At 57.4% G+C, this 15,727-nt stretch carries 17 protein-coding genes; 11 read left to right on the top strand and 6 right to left on the bottom strand.

The window, feature by feature from the left end; translation table 11 throughout:
* Positions 1-26: 26 nt before the first annotated feature.
* Both AC2FJB_RS04650 and AC2FJB_RS04645 read left to right on the top strand, forming a co-directional pair.
* Positions 27-476: a GNAT family N-acetyltransferase gene (locus tag AC2FJB_RS04650; RefSeq protein ID WP_496672049.1), complete on the top strand. Its 450-nt coding sequence runs from the start codon at positions 27-29 to the stop codon at positions 474-476.
* Between the two features lie 123 nt (positions 477-599).
* Positions 600-2,144 (top strand): trimethylamine methyltransferase family protein, encoded by a 1,545-nt coding sequence (locus tag AC2FJB_RS04645; protein ID WP_117869121.1) that lies wholly within the window; start codon positions 600-602, stop codon positions 2,142-2,144.
* Here the strand turns inward: AC2FJB_RS04645 and AC2FJB_RS04640 are convergent, their stop codons facing one another.
* Positions 2,145-2,444: a DUF6477 family protein gene (locus AC2FJB_RS04640; RefSeq protein ID WP_496672053.1), complete on the bottom strand. Its 300-nt coding sequence runs from the start codon at positions 2,442-2,444 to the stop codon at positions 2,145-2,147.
* 240 nt (positions 2,445-2,684) lie between these two features.
* Here AC2FJB_RS04640 and AC2FJB_RS04635 point away from each other — a divergent pair, with 240 nt between their 5' ends.
* The gene (locus AC2FJB_RS04635; RefSeq protein WP_496717425.1) at positions 2,685-3,764 is read left to right on the top strand and encodes a DUF6456 domain-containing protein; all 1,080 of its coding nucleotides are present in this window, start codon (positions 2,685-2,687) and stop codon (positions 3,762-3,764) included.
* A 48-nt stretch (positions 3,765-3,812) separates the two neighbouring features.
* Here AC2FJB_RS04635 and AC2FJB_RS04630 read toward each other — a convergent pair whose 3' ends face one another.
* The gene (locus AC2FJB_RS04630; protein WP_496717427.1) at positions 3,813-4,361 is read right to left on the bottom strand and encodes a peroxiredoxin; all 549 of its coding nucleotides are present in this window, start codon (positions 4,359-4,361) and stop codon (positions 3,813-3,815) included.
* Positions 4,362-4,624: 263 nt separating this feature from the next.
* Between AC2FJB_RS04630 and lipA the strand changes: the two genes are divergently transcribed.
* Together lipA and AC2FJB_RS04620 are read left to right on the top strand one after the other, a co-directional pair.
* Positions 4,625-5,575: a lipoyl synthase gene (gene lipA, locus AC2FJB_RS04625; protein WP_117869117.1), complete on the top strand. Its 951-nt coding sequence runs from the start codon at positions 4,625-4,627 to the stop codon at positions 5,573-5,575.
* Positions 5,572-6,723 carry an amidohydrolase gene (locus AC2FJB_RS04620; protein ID WP_496717429.1) on the top strand — a complete coding sequence of 384 codons (1,152 nt, stop codon included), beginning with the start codon at positions 5,572-5,574 and terminating at the stop codon, positions 6,721-6,723. Before lipA ends, AC2FJB_RS04620 begins: the two co-directional genes overlap by 4 nt.
* A gap of 11 nt (positions 6,724-6,734) precedes the next feature.
* Here the strand turns inward: AC2FJB_RS04620 and AC2FJB_RS04615 are convergent, their stop codons facing one another.
* Complete coding sequence (locus AC2FJB_RS04615) at positions 6,735-7,091, bottom strand: hypothetical protein (RefSeq protein WP_299642036.1); 357 nt, start codon at positions 7,089-7,091, stop codon at positions 6,735-6,737.
* 123 nt (positions 7,092-7,214) lie between these two features.
* Positions 7,215-7,757 (bottom strand): hypoxanthine phosphoribosyltransferase, encoded by a 543-nt coding sequence (gene hpt / locus AC2FJB_RS04610; protein WP_117872773.1) that lies wholly within the window; start codon positions 7,755-7,757, stop codon positions 7,215-7,217.
* A 72-nt stretch (positions 7,758-7,829) separates the two neighbouring features.
* Between hpt and AC2FJB_RS04605 the strand changes: the two genes are divergently transcribed.
* Entirely contained in the window at positions 7,830-8,276 is a 447-nt protein-coding gene (locus tag AC2FJB_RS04605) for a type II toxin-antitoxin system RatA family toxin (RefSeq protein ID WP_117869114.1), read from the top strand.
* Positions 8,277-8,313: 37 nt separating this feature from the next.
* Complete coding sequence (locus tag AC2FJB_RS04600; RefSeq protein WP_117869113.1) at positions 8,314-9,606, top strand: MmgE/PrpD family protein; 1,293 nt, start codon at positions 8,314-8,316, stop codon at positions 9,604-9,606.
* On the opposite strand, the gene pyrC is transcribed toward AC2FJB_RS04600, so the two are convergent.
* Positions 9,603-10,640 carry a dihydroorotase gene (pyrC, locus tag AC2FJB_RS04595; RefSeq protein WP_117869112.1) on the bottom strand — a complete coding sequence of 346 codons (1,038 nt, stop codon included), beginning with the start codon at positions 10,638-10,640 and terminating at the stop codon, positions 9,603-9,605. The genes AC2FJB_RS04600 and pyrC overlap by 4 nt on opposite strands.
* A 162-nt stretch (positions 10,641-10,802) precedes the next feature.
* Here pyrC and AC2FJB_RS04590 point away from each other — a divergent pair, with 162 nt between their 5' ends.
* Both AC2FJB_RS04590 and AC2FJB_RS04585 read left to right on the top strand, forming a co-directional pair.
* On the top strand, positions 10,803-11,711 hold the full coding sequence (locus tag AC2FJB_RS04590; RefSeq protein WP_117872772.1) for an AAA family ATPase: 909 nt from the start codon (positions 10,803-10,805) through the stop codon (positions 11,709-11,711).
* 6 nt (positions 11,712-11,717) lie between these two features.
* The gene (locus tag AC2FJB_RS04585) at positions 11,718-12,977 is read left to right on the top strand and encodes a vWA domain-containing protein (protein ID WP_496717434.1); all 1,260 of its coding nucleotides are present in this window, start codon (positions 11,718-11,720) and stop codon (positions 12,975-12,977) included.
* A gap of 4 nt (positions 12,978-12,981) precedes the next feature.
* On the opposite strand, the gene AC2FJB_RS04580 is transcribed toward AC2FJB_RS04585, so the two are convergent.
* Positions 12,982-13,482: a hypothetical protein gene (locus AC2FJB_RS04580; protein ID WP_117869110.1), complete on the bottom strand. Its 501-nt coding sequence runs from the start codon at positions 13,480-13,482 to the stop codon at positions 12,982-12,984.
* 229 nt (positions 13,483-13,711) lie between these two features.
* On the opposite strand from AC2FJB_RS04580, the gene AC2FJB_RS04575 reads away from it, so the two are divergent.
* Complete coding sequence (locus tag AC2FJB_RS04575) at positions 13,712-14,680, top strand: XdhC family protein (protein ID WP_496717436.1); 969 nt, start codon at positions 13,712-13,714, stop codon at positions 14,678-14,680.
* Positions 14,677-15,705, top strand: coding sequence for a molybdopterin-binding protein (locus tag AC2FJB_RS04570; protein ID WP_496717438.1), 1,029 nt, complete (start codon positions 14,677-14,679; stop codon positions 15,703-15,705). The genes AC2FJB_RS04575 and AC2FJB_RS04570 overlap by 4 nt, the downstream gene beginning before the upstream one ends.
* The last annotated feature ends 22 nt before the right edge of the window (positions 15,706-15,727 follow it).

Here is a 15,727-nt window from a genome sequence, read left to right as displayed (position 1 = left end):
TCAAACCGGCGGAAAGATCAGGTGCTATGTCGAAGATCAAATTCAGAACTGCTGATGTGGCGGATGCAGATGAGGTAACGCGGTGCCTGGAAAGTGCCTATGCAGATGCAACAAGCCTGATCGAGGACCTGCCGGACGTCACTGCCGGAATCGCGGATGACATCAAGACCCACCACGTCGTGCTTGCAATATCCGGCGGTATAGTCGGGGCCATCGTTTTTGATCGCGTCGACGACGCAATCATGGTGTTCAACCTGGCGGTTTCGCCTGAAGCCCAAGGGCAGGGAGTCGCGCGGCGATTGATGCAGTTTGCCGAAGAAGAAGCAAGGTTGCGCAAACTATCCAAGCTGAGGTTGCGAACCCATAAGATGATGAAGGGCACGATTGCCATGTATCTGCACATGGGTTGGAAAGTGACGGCTCAGGCGGGCAACGGTCTCACTATGGAAAAAGCGTTGGGGGCTGATCCCGACTAAATGGTGGCTTTGTTGGGGGGCGGCAATGTCGCTTTTCCCCCCAGAGCGCCGCAATCCCTATGCTTGGGTTCTGGCAAACCTGTATCAAAACGCTCAATCTAACCAACCAGACGGGATTTTCTCATGGCAGAGGCAAACACCCGGCGCAGGGCGAGAGGTGGCGGTGGCGCTGCCCGCCGTGCCGAGCGTACCGCAGTTCGTATCGAGACTGCGAAATACATCGAACGTAACATTCCGAATTTCGAGATTCTAAACGAAGAGGCGCTCGAGATTATCGAAAACAACGCTGAAACCGTGTTGGAAGAAATCGGCGTCAACTTTGTCGACAACCCGGCCGCGCTGGAACGTTGGCGCGACGCAGGCGCAGATATTGACGGTGAGCGTGTGCGCATCCCGCGTGGTCTGGCCCGTGAGCTGATCAAGACAGCCCCCAGCCAGTTTACCCAGCACGCCCGCAACCCCGAGAAATCGGTTGTGATCGGTGGCCGTAACATGGTTCTAGCCCCGGTTTACGGTCCTCCATTCGTGCGTGATGCACAGGGTGGGCGCCGCTATGCAACCATGGACGATTTCAACAAGTTCGTGAAACTTGCCTATATGTCCAAGTGGTTGCACCACTCGGGCGGTACGGTGTGTGAGCCGACCGACATTCCGGTGAACAAGCGCCATCTGGACATGCTGAAGGCGCATATGACCCTGTCGGACAAGCCTTTCATGGGCTCTGTGACCGATCCCAGCCGGGCACAGGATTCGGTTGAAATGTGCGAAATCCTGTTCGGTAAGGAGTTCGTGCAGGAAAACACCGTGATGACCTCGCTGACCAACATCAACTCGCCGTTGACATTCGACGACGTGATGATGGGCTCGCTGGAAGTTTATGCGCGCAATAATCAGGCCTGCATCATCTCACCCTTTATCGTGGGCGGAGCGATGGCGCCGGTCTCGGTGGCCGGTACTTTGACGCAGGTTCTGGCCGAGGTCATGGCCGGCGTTGCCTACAGCCAGATCATCCGTCCGGGTGCCCCCGCGATCTTCGGTGCATTCGTGACATCGATCGATATGAACTCGGGCGCGCCAACCTTCGGCACTCCCGAAGCTGCGCATATCACTTATGGTGCCGGCCAGCTGGCACGTCGTCTGAACCTTCCGTACCGGTCGGCTGGTTCGTTCTGCGGATCGAAATTGCCGGACGCGCAGGCAGCATACGAAACAGCGAACTCATTGAACATGGGCCTTCTGTCGGGCGTGAACTTCATGCTGCATTCCTGTGGCTGGCTGGAAGGCGGTCTGGTTGCCGACTTCGAGAAGTTCGTCATGGATGCAGATCAGTTGGGAGTATTGCATTCGCTGGCCAAAGGCGTTGCATATGACGAAAACGCTCAGGCCATGGATGCGATCCGCGAGGTCGGTCCGGGTGGGCACTATCTCGGCTGTGCCCACACGCAGGCCAACTTCAAGGAATCCTTCTGGAAATCCGAAGTGCTGGATTACAAACCATACGAAACCTGGCAGGAAGAGGGCGCGCGTGACACGAGAGCGTTGGCCACAGCTCGGGCTGAACATTTGCTGGCCAACTATCAGCAACCCCAGATGGATCCGGACACCGCTGCGGCTCTGGAAGCCTATATCGCCGAAAAAAAGGCCTCCATGCCGGATGCGTTTTCCTGATTATTGCAGAACCGAGGCGCGGCTGGCCTGATACAGCTGCGCCTCACCCAACAACGCAATAAGCAGATCCAGATGCCGCACCAGTGAGTATGCGGCATCGTCTTCTTTTCGCTGTTCATTTACCTCTTTTTCCATCTCGACCAAACGCACCAGCGCCTGACCTGAACTGGGCAGCGAACCGTATCCCAGAATGCGTTGCAGATGCCTCTCCCGATTGTAATCCCGCGCCCCGAATCTGGCAGCACGCGCCAGCATGCGTGGGCGGCGGAGGGTAGCGATCATTGTCATCAGGTCCTGCATGTCGTGTGTCCCTTTTTCGAAATTTCAAGGGCCATGTGTTGCACAACCTTAGCGGGTGTTGCCTTTGTCAGAGTCCCTCCGAACGATGGTTTCACGACTGTTTATCTTTTTGAATCAAATCTGGTTCTTGCCTTGTGTGGTTAACGAACGAGTAACGAATGGACCTCTAGTTAGAATTGGTTAACCCGCATTCCGAGGGCGAAAAGTGGCAGTTTGTTTTGTCGACGAGGACAAATAATTATGGAAAACAACATGGCTTTCACCATTCCGGCATGGGTTCCAGAGGGGGCGCAAAGGTACCTTGCTCATACCGAGACCGGTCGTTCGATCCGCGAGATAGCTCGATCAGCCGGATGCCATGCATCGACGATCCTCAGGCAAATTAGGCGCATCGAAATGCGCCGCGACGATCCATTGGTGGATGCGGCTTTGCAATCGCTTGCGGCGACGCATTTTTCACCTTCGGATTGCATCGACGGCCCGGCAATCGGGTCAGAAAACACCGCTGAAAAAGAGTTTGAAAACGAGGCGCTGCGTGTGTTGCGCCGCCTGAGCGAGACGGGTTCGGTCCTTGCCGTGGCCGAGGAAATGGACAAGGCTGTCGTCGTACGCGACACCGGCGAGGCAGGGGCAACTAGAACCGCGGTCGTAGAGTGCAGGATCGCACAGGCCTTGGCTTTGAAAGACTGGATAACCTGCGACAATCCTGGTCGTATTTCGCGATATCGGATTTCCACAGCCGGGCGAACGGCGCTAAGTCATTTGATCGCCAAGGCAGAAAACAAGGCGCGTGCCGGGACAGACTTTGGTTTTGCCGAAGCTCAGAGTTCCTTTCAGGCCAAGCCTTCGGGCGGGTCTGCCGAGCGGGCCAAACGCATTCGATACAATGCTGCGGAAAGCCCGCTGATAGCGTTGGCGCGCAGAAGGGATCGTGACGGAAAGCCGTTTTTGGATGAATCCCTTGTCAGCGCCGGAGAGCGTTTGCGCGAAGACTTTGAGTTGGCACAGATCGGCCCTCAGGTTTCACAGAACTGGGATCGCTTTCTGACGACAGGCGGTCGAGGCAGTTTTGACAGTGAAAGCCATGGGGGCAAGGAAGCTTCTGATGCCAAGGATCGGGTTTCACGTGCCTTGTCCGATCTGGGGCCAGGGCTGAGTGATGTCGCGTTGCGGTGCTGTTGCTATCTGGAAGGACTGGAACTGGCGGAAAAGCGAATGGGTTGGTCAGCACGATCCGGCAAGATTGTTCTGCGGATCGCTTTGCAACGATTGAAACGACATTATCAGGATCAGGCGGAACGAGACCGGTTGATCGGCTGAACAGAAAAAAGGCCCGGTGTATTCGGGCCTTTTCTCGGGATTTGAGGCTTAAGCCATTTCGGGTTCTGCTGACGCCCGCAGGTGTTTCATCAGGTTTTCCGGCGAGGACACGCCATAAGGGTCTTCTGGACAGTTATCCATCAAGCCGGGCTCTTCGAACCACGCTTCGACGACACCATCATCGACGATGGCCGCATAGCGCCATGAGCGCATACCAAAACCCAGATTGTCCTTGTCGACCAGCATGCCCATTTTCCGGGTGAACTCCGCCGATCCGTCGGGGATGACCTTAACGTTCTTCAAGCCCTGATCCTGCGCCCATTTGTTCATCACGAAGCTGTCGTTGACGGACATGCAGTAGATTTCGTCGATCCCCATCGCCGTGAAATCGGAATAGCCGTTTTCAAAACCGGGAAGCTGGAAAGTCGAGCAGGTCGGGGTGAACGCGCCTGGCAGTGAGAACAGGATTACGCGCTTACCGGCGAAATAGTCAGCTGTCGTCTTGTCTTCCCAACGGAATGGGTTTGGTCCTTCGATGGAATCGTCGCGGACACGGGTGTGAAAGGTCACGTCGGGCAGTTTTGCGCCGGATTTCATAGTCAAACTCCTGTGATTCACATGTGGTTTTGGTGTGAATTAAAACAGTTCTAAACCGCATTCAATCGAGGAAATGCTGCGATTGCGAATAGGGTCAACGTTCCGTTAACTAATCAATTTAATACGGAAATACTGATGCGCGCATGATGGCTTTCTGCGGTTGCGTGGTTGCAACGCATAGCGGCTATGCGCCGCTGGTGTAACACCGCGCTTCTGTCTATGTTATGAGCGACAAGAGTTGACCCAAAGTCAGGAAAACGACCGTGCGAGATCTGAAGATCCCCGAACAGCGCCATCCGGAAAAAGCCCATCGTCCGGACAATGCACAGCCCAAGAAACCAAGTTGGATTAGGGTCAAAGCACCTGGCGGCAAAGGCTATGCGGACACGCGGCGGATCATGCGCGACAACAATCTGGTGACGGTCTGCGAAGAAGCCGGGTGCCCCAACGTAGGAGAGTGCTGGAGCCAGGGCCATGCCACCATGATGATCATGGGCGAGATTTGTACGCGCGGCTGCACCTTCTGCAATATTGCAACCGGTCGCCCCGACGATCTTGACGCGTTTGAGCCCGGACGCGTGGCTCACGCGGTTGAAAAACTCGGCCTGAACCATGTGGTGATCACCTCGGTGGACCGCGATGATCTGCAAGATGGCGGGGCTGAGCATTTTGCGCAGACCATTCGCGCGGTGCGTCATCGTTCTCCGAAAACCACGATCGAGATTCTGACGCCTGACTTCCTGAAATGTGATGAGGATGTCCTTGAGATTGTGGTCGAAGCGAAACCGGATGTGTTCAACCACAATCTGGAAACGGTTCCGGGCCTCTATCCCGAAGTCCGCCCGGGTGCGCGATACTTCCATTCCTTGCGCCTGCTGCAGCGCGTTAAAGAGCTTGATCCGTCCATCTTCACCAAATCGGGCATCATGGTCGGGTTGGGTGAAAATGAACAGCAAGTGCGTCAGGTCATGGACGACATGCGCGCGGCGGATATCGATTTCCTGACCATCGGCCAGTACCTGCAACCGACTCCGAAACATCACGGAGTGGATCGGTTCGTAACGCCGGAAGAGTTCGCATCTTACGAAAAGGCGGCCTATGGCAAGGGGTTCCTGATGGTATCCGCGACGCCTCTGACCCGGTCTTCGTATCACGCGGGTGACGATTTCGCCCGGCTTCGCGCGGCTCGGCAAGCAAAGTTGCAGCAGGCGTGACACCGGAGCGGATCGCGCAGCTCATCAGCTTGCGCCACGAGTTTCATCAACACCCGGAGCTTTCGGGGCAGGAGGAAAATACCGCAGCGCGGGTTGCTGATCTTTTGCGCCAAGCGGGTGCAGACAGGGTTCTGTGCGGCATTGGCGGGCACGGTGTTGCTGCCGTTTACGAAAGCAACGTTCCCGGCCCCACAGTTGGAATTCGATGCGAACTGGATGGACTGCCAATTCAGGAACTCTCGGATCTGGCTTATGCGTCTCAGATTGCAGGCAAAGGGCATCTGTGCGGCCATGATGGCCACATGGTGATGGTTCTCGGGGTGGCGGAAGCGTTGAAGGAACAACGCCCGAAGTCTGGCCGCGTGGTTCTGATTTTCCAACCCGCCGAAGAAACCGGACATGGTGCGATTGCTTACCTGGCCGATCCTCAGTTCGCTGAGGTTTCGCCTGACATCGTGCTGTCTCTGCATAACTTGCCGGGGCTGGAACTGGGCGCAGTAGAGCTGTGTGTAGGTCCCGCGAACTGCGCCTCGCGTGGGATGCAAATTGTTCTGACAGGCAAGACGTCACATGCAGCTGCCCCGCAAGATGGCGTGTCGCCGGCAGGTGCCTTGTCCAGGCTGATGCTGGCATTGGCCGGATTGGGGGCGGGCGGTGAATTGGATGACGACTACGCTCTGACCACAGTCACCCATGCCACTCTGGGCGAGCGCACAGTCGGCGTCGCACCGGGGCAGGCCGAACTATGGGTGACCCTGCGCACGGTTTCGGACGCGCGGATGGAGCGCCTGATGGCCGAGGCCGAATCCCTGGTTGCCGAAACAGCGAAGGTCGAAGGGTTGGCGGTGGAAATCAGCTATGACGAGGTGTTCGATGCCTGTGTCAATGATCCCGAAGCTGATACGGTTCTGGCAAAGGCCTGTGCCGATCAGGACGTCGCCTGCATGCTGGTCGATCAGCCACAGCGTTTTTCCGAAGACTTCGGCCAGTTTGGCAAAAACGCCAAGGCGGCCATGTTCTGGTTGGGGGCGGGGCAGGAACATCCGCAACTGCACAACCCGGACTATGACTTCCCGGATGCGCTTATTCCGATTGGAACCGGGATTTTTCTGAGTGCGATTGATGTCGTGCTTCACAAAACCTGCTAGACGCGATCCACTCAATTGACCAGATCACCAACGATTCCAACGGCTTCTATAACTGTCTTCGTATCATCAGATATCGAGAGAATTTCATCATCTACCCGGATATAGCGCTGGCCGGGTCCCAAGGGCTTAAGCTTCCAGTTTCCGAGGTCGTCAATGTAATCGAAACTCAGATCATCCGGCAACTTCTGGCCACGCGTATATCTTTTGATTTGACCGGGCGGAACAGCTTTGCCGTTTGACTTGATAGATTTCTCTACCTTGTTTTTATTGGCACCTTGCCCTTTGCCCTTGTTGTCCTTTGCAGCACCCGAACTTGCAAGTGCCACGATCGCCATAACGACACCAGCTGTCGCAACAATCCGCTTCATCGATAATCCCCCTAAGTTGATAAGGAGAGTAATCGGACACAATTTAGCTTGTCTATTATTATTATTCGGATCTTTGAATTTAGCGTGCAAAGCTGAGCTTCAAACTGCCCGACAAAAGTGCATCTAGTCCTCGGTAAACCGAACCTTGCCGATAAAGGGCAAGTTGCGGTTGCGCTGAGCGTAATCGATCCCGTAGCCCACGACGAATTCATCCGGAATTTCAAAGCCAATCCAGTCTGACCGGAAATCAACTTCGCGACGGCTGGGTTTGTCGAGCAACGCAATGGACTTCAAACGAGAGGGCTTGCGGCTTTGAAGCAACTTGGTGACATGGTTCAGTGTGTGGCCCGTATCGACGATATCTTCGACAACAAGCACGTCGCGACTTTCAATCGCGCCGCGCAAGTCTTTGAGAATGCGGACTTCCCGGCTGCTTTCCATCGCATCACCGTAAGAGGATGCCTCAAGAAAATCTACCTCGATGGGAAGATCCAGCTCACGTACCAGATCGGCGATGAAGACGAAACTGCCGCGTAGCAATCCCACGACGACCAGCTTGTCCGTATCGCCGAACTCATCCGTTATCTCGCGGCATAACTCCTCGATTCGGGCAGCGATGGCCTTGGCCGAGATCATCTCATCTATCACATATGCGCGGTTAGTCATCGCAGCCCCCTTGATCTTTGGCGCGCAACATACGACATGACGCGCCATTGTCACCTGCAAATACCGGACATCATGCCAATCCATTCGGAAACCCGCCACCTGCCATACACAGCCCAGCAGATGTATGATCTTGTTGCGGATGTAGGCAGTTACCCCAAGTTTCTGCCCTGGTGCGCCGCGGCCCGGATCCGCAAGACCTATGCGGTTGGTGAGGCCGAGGTGATGGAGGCCGATCTGGTCATCTCGTTCAAAGTGTTCCGCGAACGGTTCGGCAGCCGGGTGACTCTGTTTTCCGATCAGAAAAAGATCGACACCGAATATCTCGACGGACCTTTCAAATACATGAAATCCGACTGGCAGTTCGAGGACGCGCCCGATGGGGGTTGCAACATCTCGTTCCATGTGGATTTCGAGTTCAAGAACGCCATCCTGCAAGGGATTATCGGGGTTGTGTTCAACGAAGCCATGCAGCGGATTGTGCGCGCCTTCGAGGCACGTGCGAAAGAACTCTACGGCTAGGCCTTTACCCTGCAAGGGCGCACGCTAGACTGCGCCCATGACGGATTTCACAGCAGCATTGGCCACCTTCGCGGCGGGCCCGGTTTCAACGACGGCTCAGGCGAGGGTTGTCACATCTCTGTCTGTTCTGGATTGGGTTGCAGTTGGTCGTGCTGGGGCCTCCGAGCCCGTGTCTTGTACGGTTCGCGATATGGTTCTGGCCGAGGGCGGGAACGCTCAGGCCCATCTGTTCGGCGGAGGCGCGGCCCCTTTGCGCGGCGCAGCTTTGGTGAACGGAACTGTTTCCCATGCGCTGGATTACGACGACACGCATTTTGCGCATATCGGGCATCCTTCAGTTGCCATTCTACCTGCCGTCCTTGCCGTAGCCGAATGGGATGACCGCATTCTGGTTGACTTACTCGAAGCCGCGCTGGTCGGGATGGAAACTTCAATCCGTGTCGGCCTGTGGCTGGGCAGGGGCCATTATCAGGCCGGGTTTCATCAGACAGCGACATCCGGTGCATTCGGAGCTGCCGTCGCCGTCGGTCGGTTGCTAGGACTGGATAAAACCCAGATGCGGTCCGTATTGGGTTTGACAGCAACGCGCGCGGCTGGGCTGAAGGCCCAGTTCGGAACCATGGGCAAGCCTTACAATGCCGGGCTAGCCGCTTCGGCCGGGGTTGAGACGGCTCTGCTTGTTCAGCGTGGATTTCAGGCCAACGCCGACGCGTTGGAAGGCACGTACGGATTTGGCGCGACCCATCAGGGTGCAGCGGATCAAAACGCGCTGGATGGTTTGGGCGATGAATGGCTGTTCGAAACGGTAAGCCACAAGTTCCACGCCTGTTGTCACGGCCTGCACGCGGCGTTGGAAGCGGCACGCGCTCTGGACATTGCGGAACCCGAAGTGGCCGAGCTCAAAATCAAAACCCATCCCCGATGGATGAGCGTTTGCAATCAGCTGTCGCCCACAACCGGGCTGGGGGCAAAATTCTCTTACCGAACGGTCATCGCGATGCAGGCGCTGGGGTATGATACGGCTTTGCCGGGCAGCTACACCGACAAGGTCTGCGCGGACCCGCGCATGACGTCTCTGCAAGACCGCATCACGGTCGAAGCGGATGAAAGCCTGTCGGAAACGCAGGCGCATCTGGCCTTGCTGCGTCGCGACGGTGTTCGCCGCGAGACAACGCATGACCTGATGACCCCAATGTCGCTATCTGACCGCGAGGATCGTGTACGCGTCAAAGCATCGAAGCTGATCGGGACGGATGAGACAGACGCGATCTGGTCGATGCTGCGCACCGGAGGTCGCGCCCGTGATCTGGCTGAACGTATGGCGGGTTAAGCCACGCGCCAGTGCAGTGGAAAGCCCGGGTCGAACACCGTGACAGGTCCATCGTCCGTGTCGATCTTTGACGGGTATTCAACCGGTTCGCCCTTGGTCAGGGTAATCGTCTCTTCGTTCACAGGCAGGCGGTAAAAGCCCGGCCCGTTGAGCGAGACGAACACCTCCAGCTTGTCCAGAGCACCTTCGCGGTCGAACATCTCGGCCACCAGAGACATGGTATTTGTCGCAGTGAAACACCCCGCGCAGCCGCAGGCCATTTCCTTGTTTGCATCCGTGTGCGGAGCGCTGTCCGTGCCCAGGAAGAACCGCGCGTCACCTGACGTTGCAGCAGCCAGCAGGGCTTGGCGGTGTTCCTCGCGCTTGGCGACCGGCAGGCAATAGTAATGCGGTTTGATCCCGCCCACCAGAATATGGTTGCGGTTGATGATCAGGTGGTGCGCGGTGATCGTCGCACCCAGATCCGCCTCGTTGGCTTTGACATAGTCGACACCATCGGACGTGGTGATATGTTCCATCACCACGCGCAGTCCCGGCGTCGACCGGCGGATCGGGTCCAGAACGCGGTTGATGAACACGGCTTCGCGGTCAAAGATGTCGATCTCTGTGTCGGTCACTTCGCCATGAACACACATGGGCAGACCGATCTCGGCCATTTTCTCCAGAACCGGGCGCACTTTGTCAAAGTCACGCACGCCCGAGGCCGAATTGGTCGTGGCCCCCGCCGGGTACAGCTTGACCGCTTTTATCAGCCCGCTGGCATGGGCGGCAGCGACGTCCTGCGCATCTGTATCCTCGGTCAGGTACAGGGTCATCAGCGGCTCAAACCTCATACCGTCGGGCAAGGCGGCCAGGATCCTGTCGCGGTAAGCGGCAGCCTGATCCCCGCGTATAACGGGCGGCACGAGGTTCGGCATTATGATCGCACGGGCGAAATGACGTGCGGTTTCGGGCAGAACGGCCTGCAACATGGCGCCATCGCGCAGATGCAGATGCCAGTCGTCGGGGCGGCGGATGGTGAGGGTATCAGTCATGATCTTCCGCTAGCATAGCTGCCCCGAAAGACCAACCAGCGCAGTACGAGTTGCCGAAAAAACTTGTCAACCAACCGGAACGTCGTAGCTCAGGCAGGGGGTAAGGCCTTGACGCAAGGGCGCTTGCGTGACCTGTTTATCCGCGAAGAAGAGAGAGGTTCCATGACGCAGCCTAATTCCATTGATGCCGTGCAGCAGATGCTGGGAAGTCAGGGCTATGTTTGCGGGCGCGCCCTTGCCACGGTTGTGTTCCTTTCGCTGAAGCTTGGTCGCCCGTTGTTTCTGGAAGGTGAAGCAGGTGTCGGAAAGACGGAAATCGCCAAGGCGCTGGCATCCGGTCTGAACCGCCGTTTGATCCGATTGCAGTGCTACGAAGGTCTGGACGCGTCCACGGCCGTTTACGAATGGAACTTTCCGGCGCAGATGGTCGCGATCCGAACGGCCGAAGCTTCGGGCGGAGCCGACCGAGGCGCGTTGCAGGCGGAACTGTTTTCGGATGAATACCTGATCGAACGCCCGTTGCTTCAGGCAATGCGCCCGGACGAAAACGGAGCGCCGGTTCTTCTGATCGACGAACTGGACCGGACCGATGAACCGTTTGAAGCCTTTCTGCTGGAAGCTCTCAGTGATTTTCAGGTCACGATCCCTGAACTGGGCACTGTTGCAGCCCCCGAACCACCCATTGTGATTGTCACGTCGAACCGGACCCGCGAAGTGCACGATGCCCTCAAGCGCCGCTGCCTGTATCACTGGGTCGATTATCCCGATTTCGAACGTGAGATCGAAATTCTGCACGCGCGCGCGCCCGAGGCCGCCGATGCGCTCAGCCGCGAAGTTGTGGCTTTCGTTCAGCGTCTGCGCACCGAGGACCTGTTCAAGAAACCCGGCGTGGCCGAAACCATTGACTGGGCCAAATGTCTGCTGGCGCTGGACGTGATGAACCTCAGCCCCGAGGTGATCGGTGATACGCTGGGTGCGATCCTGAAATACCAGGACGACATCCAGAAGCTGCAAGGGTCTGAGGCCAAGCGCATTCTGGATGAGGCCAAAGCGACGCTTGAACCGGCCTGACGCGTTATGGCCGAACAAATCCCGCTGGAAATTCCCGACAACCCGAAGCTGGCGCAGAACATTACCCATTTTGCCCGCGCGCTGCGGAAGGCGGGTCTGCCGATTGGTCCGGGGCGGGTGATTGACGCAATTCGCGCGGTGCAAGCCGCGGGTTTTACCGAGAAACGGGATTTCTACTGGACGCTACACGCCTGTTTCGTGAATCGTCCCGAACATCGCACGATCTTCGCACAAGTCTTCCGAATGTACTGGCGCGACCCGCGATACATGGAGCACATGATGGCCATGATGCTTCCCGCCATTCGGGGCGTGCAGGAGGATCGCAAGGCGGATGCTGGCGAAAAACGCGCGGCTGAGGCCCTTCTGGATGGCGTCGAACACGACACGCCCGAGCTGGCGGCAGAAGACGAAGGCGAAACTGAAATCGAGATTGACGCCACGCAGACGGCATCGTCCGAGGAGCGTCTTCGCAATCTGGACTTTGAACAGATGAGCACCGCCGAAATCGCGCAAGCCAAGCGCGTTTTGGCGCGGTTGACCCTGCCGGTCAAGCCCATCGAATCCCGACGAGGTCAATCCAGCCATCTGGGGCACCGCATTGACCGTGCCCGCACTTTGCGAGCAGCCATGCGGCAAGGAGGAGAGTTGCGCGATATCGCCCGGCTAGAGCCCAAACCGCGATGGCCAAACCTTGTGGCCCTGTGCGACATCTCAGGTTCAATGAGCCAGTACAGCCGTGCCATCCTGCACTTCCTGCACACGGTATCGAACGCTAAGGGGGCAGGTTGGGCCAAGGTTCATGCTTTCACTTTCGGCACGCGCCTGACCAACATAACCCGCCACTTACGTCAGCGGGACGTTGACGCAGCTCTTGCAGCTGCCGGGGCCGAGGCGCAGGATTGGGAAGGGGGCACGCGCATCGGCGACTGTCTGCATCAGTTCAACAGAGACTGGTCAAGACGGGTCATGGGGCAGGGGGCCGTTGTTCTGCTGATCACCGACGGATTGGAGCGGGGTGAACCGGAGAGGCTGGAGAAAGAGGTTGAGCGGCTGCACCTGTCCTCAAAACGCCTGATCTGGCTGAACCCGCTACTGCGCTGGGACGGGTTTGCCCCCAAGGCTCAGGGGGTGGCGGCCATGCTGCCCCATGTCGACAGTTTCAGGGCAGGGCATTCCATAGCCTCGCTCGAAGATCTGGCCTCCGTGATCTCACAACCCGATGACCAGGGGCAGAAAGCACGGCTGTTGGCCGCGCTTTCCGAATAGTCGCCTATGACAACTGTTCTTCATTGCACTTACGGGCCATTTCCATAGCTTTGTATGTGCCGGTCAGATCGACTGTGAAAGCGTATGACGTTTCGGGGAAAACGATCATGACCTTTTTCTTGGCCAGATCATCCGCGAATTGAGGGCTGTCTGACAGGACATAGCCACCGGAATAGCCCTTGGTGATATTGCCTTTCATACCTGTGGCTTCACCAAGATAGATGTTGTCCCCGATCAAGATGGCCACTTCTTGTGTCTCGCCACGTTTGATGTCGGTCTCCGCCTTGGTGAATACCCCCACATATCCCACGCCGCGATCTTCGGTCAGGCCCATCTGAACGACGTTTTCCGCATCGTCCACGGCCTCGATCAGGCAGGATTTCTTCTCGTTGTCGATGAAGACTTTCCAGCCTGCTACTTCTCCGTAACGTTCGAATGTGTCAGCCCACGCTGCGGTTGAAGTCAAAAGGCCAACCACTGCGCCCAATGCAAGAAAATGTTTCAACTGCTTGTCTCCAAAAAAATGTGTTTGATATGCGGCTCGGTCACTTGGCCGGCTGCACGCGCAGGCTAAAACCCGTGGCACTAACAATCAATGCTGTGATTTCTTGAATACAGTTCGAGCATTGATATCGGCTCACAAAGCTCAACATAGACGTTTTGGTAAGGGCGTTGCGCTTTTCATCAGGCCAATCCTGCTTATGTTGGGAAACAGACGACGTCTGGAGGTTCTGATGGAACGATTCGACAACAGTCCGGAAACGGCACTGAAGTGGCACCGCGATGGCAGCGGCGTCGCGCTTGCTACAGTTGTCGAAACCTGGGGCAGCGCGCCGCGCCGGGTTGGTTCCCAACTGGTGATCGGCGGCGATGGCCGGATCGAAGGCTCTGTGTCGGGTGGCTGTGTCGAGGGAGCAGTGATCGTCGAAGCGCTTGAAGCCATTGACGAAGGCGAAGCCCGATTGCTGGAATTTGGGGTGAGCGATGAAGACGCCTTTGCGGTCGGGCTGGCCTGTGGCGGAACCATACGCGTTCTTGTCGAACCCGTCGGGAAGGTTCTGCCCGAACCGATGCTGGCGGAACTGGTTGCAGCCCGCGCCGCTCGTGAACCGATTGCTTATGAAGTCAATATCGATACCGGGCACAGGGCCTTGCGCCGAAATGCCTATGCGGAACGGTTGCGTATGGATCGTTCTGGACTTGAAGAAGATGTCCGGACCTTTGTGGCGATACACAACCCACCCCTACGGCTGATCATTGTCGGCGCGGTTCACATCGCGCAGGCACTGGTGCCGATGGCGCGCATAGCTGGGTATGATCCGGCCATTATCGACCCGCGCGACGCATTTGCCTCCAACGCCCGTTTCCCGGGGGAAACGATCCTAACGGATTGGCCGGATGAGGCTGTGGAAAAACTTGGGCTGGATGCGCGCACCGCAATTGTTCTGCTGACGCATGATCCAAAACTGGATGATCCGGCGCTGCAAGCTGCGCTGGATGCGGGTGTATTCTATATTGGTGCATTGGGATCGACACGCACCCATTCCAAACGCGTCGAACGTATGAAAGCGGCGGGTTTCACCGAATCGCAAATCTCGAGGATTCATGGGCCAATCGGGCTGGATATCGGGGCTGCCGGGCCATCCGAGATTGCCGTCGCAATTCTGGCGCAGATGACGGCTGTTCTACGAGGCAAGGCATGAGGTTTGGTCCGGTAGCAGTCTCCGAAGCAAAAGGTGCCATTCTGGCTCATTCGGTGACGGCGGACGGGAGAAAACTGCGTAAAGGACTGTCGTTGCAGGCAAAGCATGTGACACAGCTGACGCAGGCGGGGATCAGTGACGTGATCGTTGCCCGCCTTGAACCCGGTGATTGCCACGAAGATGAAGCCGCACGCACCTTGGCCGCAGCTCTTGCGCCAGATGCGGCGTCGGCCAATCTGCGCGTGACCGATGCGTTTACCGGCCGGGTCAACCTGTTGGCGGACGCGCCGGGCGTGGCAGTTCTGGATGTGGACGCACTGGAGATGTTCAACCGGGTCAACCCGATGATTACGGTTGCGACGGTTCCGCAATACCAGCAGATGGGTCCGAAGGGCATGGTCGCCACCATCAAGGTCATCTCATATGCCGTGCCAGAAGCTGATGTTCGGCGGGCCGCCAATCTGGCGCAAGGGGCCGTGCGTCTGGCAAGGCCCGTTCACAAGACAGCAGGTTTGATCGTTACGGATATCCTCGGTGGCCCCTCCAACGAAAAGGGGATCGCCGCCATTCGCGGGCGGACCGAAGCCTTGGGTCTGGATTTGTGTGATGTGCAGATTGTACCGCATCGCGTGGATGCACTGGCCAAGGCGGTTTCCAGGACTGCTGGTGATTTGCTGATGATACTGACCGGATCCGCGACCTCGGATCCTGATGATGTTGCCCCAACTGCTGTTCGGCTTGCCGGCGGGCAGGTGGATCGGTTCGGTATGCCGGTTGATCCGGGAAACCTGCTGTTTCTGGGTTCGATGCAGGATCGACCGGTGATCGGGTTGCCCGGGTGCGCGCGATCTCCGGCATTGAACGGGGCGGATTGGGTTCTGTCGCGTATTGCCTGCGGGATCGAAACGACCGGGGCAGATATTGCCGGGATGGGTGTCGGGGGATTGTTGAAGGAAATCCCGACCAGACCTCAGCCCCGCGCCAAAAGAAAAGAACAATCCGCCGCTGATCCTGAACGAAGCTGAATTCTGGTGTTGGCCCCAGAAG

The organism is Ruegeria sp. CDSC085, assembly GCF_059610465.1.
This window is presented reverse-complemented; position numbering and strand designations above follow the sequence as displayed.

Bases quoted from the DNA above. Each gene is read 5' to 3' on its own strand.
- AC2FJB_RS04650 (WP_496672049.1), top strand. From the start codon at position 27: ATGTCGAAGATCAAATTCAGAACTGCTGATGTGGCGGATGCAGATGAG.
- AC2FJB_RS04635 (WP_496717425.1), top strand. From the start codon at position 2,685: ATGGAAAACAACATGGCTTTCACCATTCCGGCATGGGTTCCAGAGGGG.
- AC2FJB_RS04605 (WP_117869114.1), top strand. From the start codon at position 7,830: ATGCCAATCCATTCGGAAACCCGCCACCTGCCATACACAGCCCAGCAG.
- AC2FJB_RS04640 (WP_496672053.1), bottom strand. From the start codon at position 2,444: ATGCAGGACCTGATGACAATGATCGCTACCCTCCGCCGCCCACGCATG.
- AC2FJB_RS04590 (WP_117872772.1), top strand. From the start codon at position 10,803: ATGACGCAGCCTAATTCCATTGATGCCGTGCAGCAGATGCTGGGAAGT.
- pyrC (WP_117869112.1), bottom strand. From the start codon at position 10,640: ATGACTGATACCCTCACCATCCGCCGCCCCGACGACTGGCATCTGCAT.
- AC2FJB_RS04585 (WP_496717434.1), top strand. From the start codon at position 11,718: ATGGCCGAACAAATCCCGCTGGAAATTCCCGACAACCCGAAGCTGGCG.
- AC2FJB_RS04615 (WP_299642036.1), bottom strand. From the start codon at position 7,091: ATGAAGCGGATTGTTGCGACAGCTGGTGTCGTTATGGCGATCGTGGCA.
- hpt (WP_117872773.1), bottom strand. From the start codon at position 7,757: ATGACTAACCGCGCATATGTGATAGATGAGATGATCTCGGCCAAGGCC.
- AC2FJB_RS04575 (WP_496717436.1), top strand. From the start codon at position 13,712: ATGGAACGATTCGACAACAGTCCGGAAACGGCACTGAAGTGGCACCGC.
- AC2FJB_RS04645 (WP_117869121.1), top strand. From the start codon at position 600: ATGGCAGAGGCAAACACCCGGCGCAGGGCGAGAGGTGGCGGTGGCGCT.
- AC2FJB_RS04630 (WP_496717427.1), bottom strand. From the start codon at position 4,361: ATGAAATCCGGCGCAAAACTGCCCGACGTGACCTTTCACACCCGTGTC.
- AC2FJB_RS04600 (WP_117869113.1), top strand. From the start codon at position 8,314: ATGACGGATTTCACAGCAGCATTGGCCACCTTCGCGGCGGGCCCGGTT.
- AC2FJB_RS04570 (WP_496717438.1), top strand. From the start codon at position 14,677: ATGAGGTTTGGTCCGGTAGCAGTCTCCGAAGCAAAAGGTGCCATTCTG.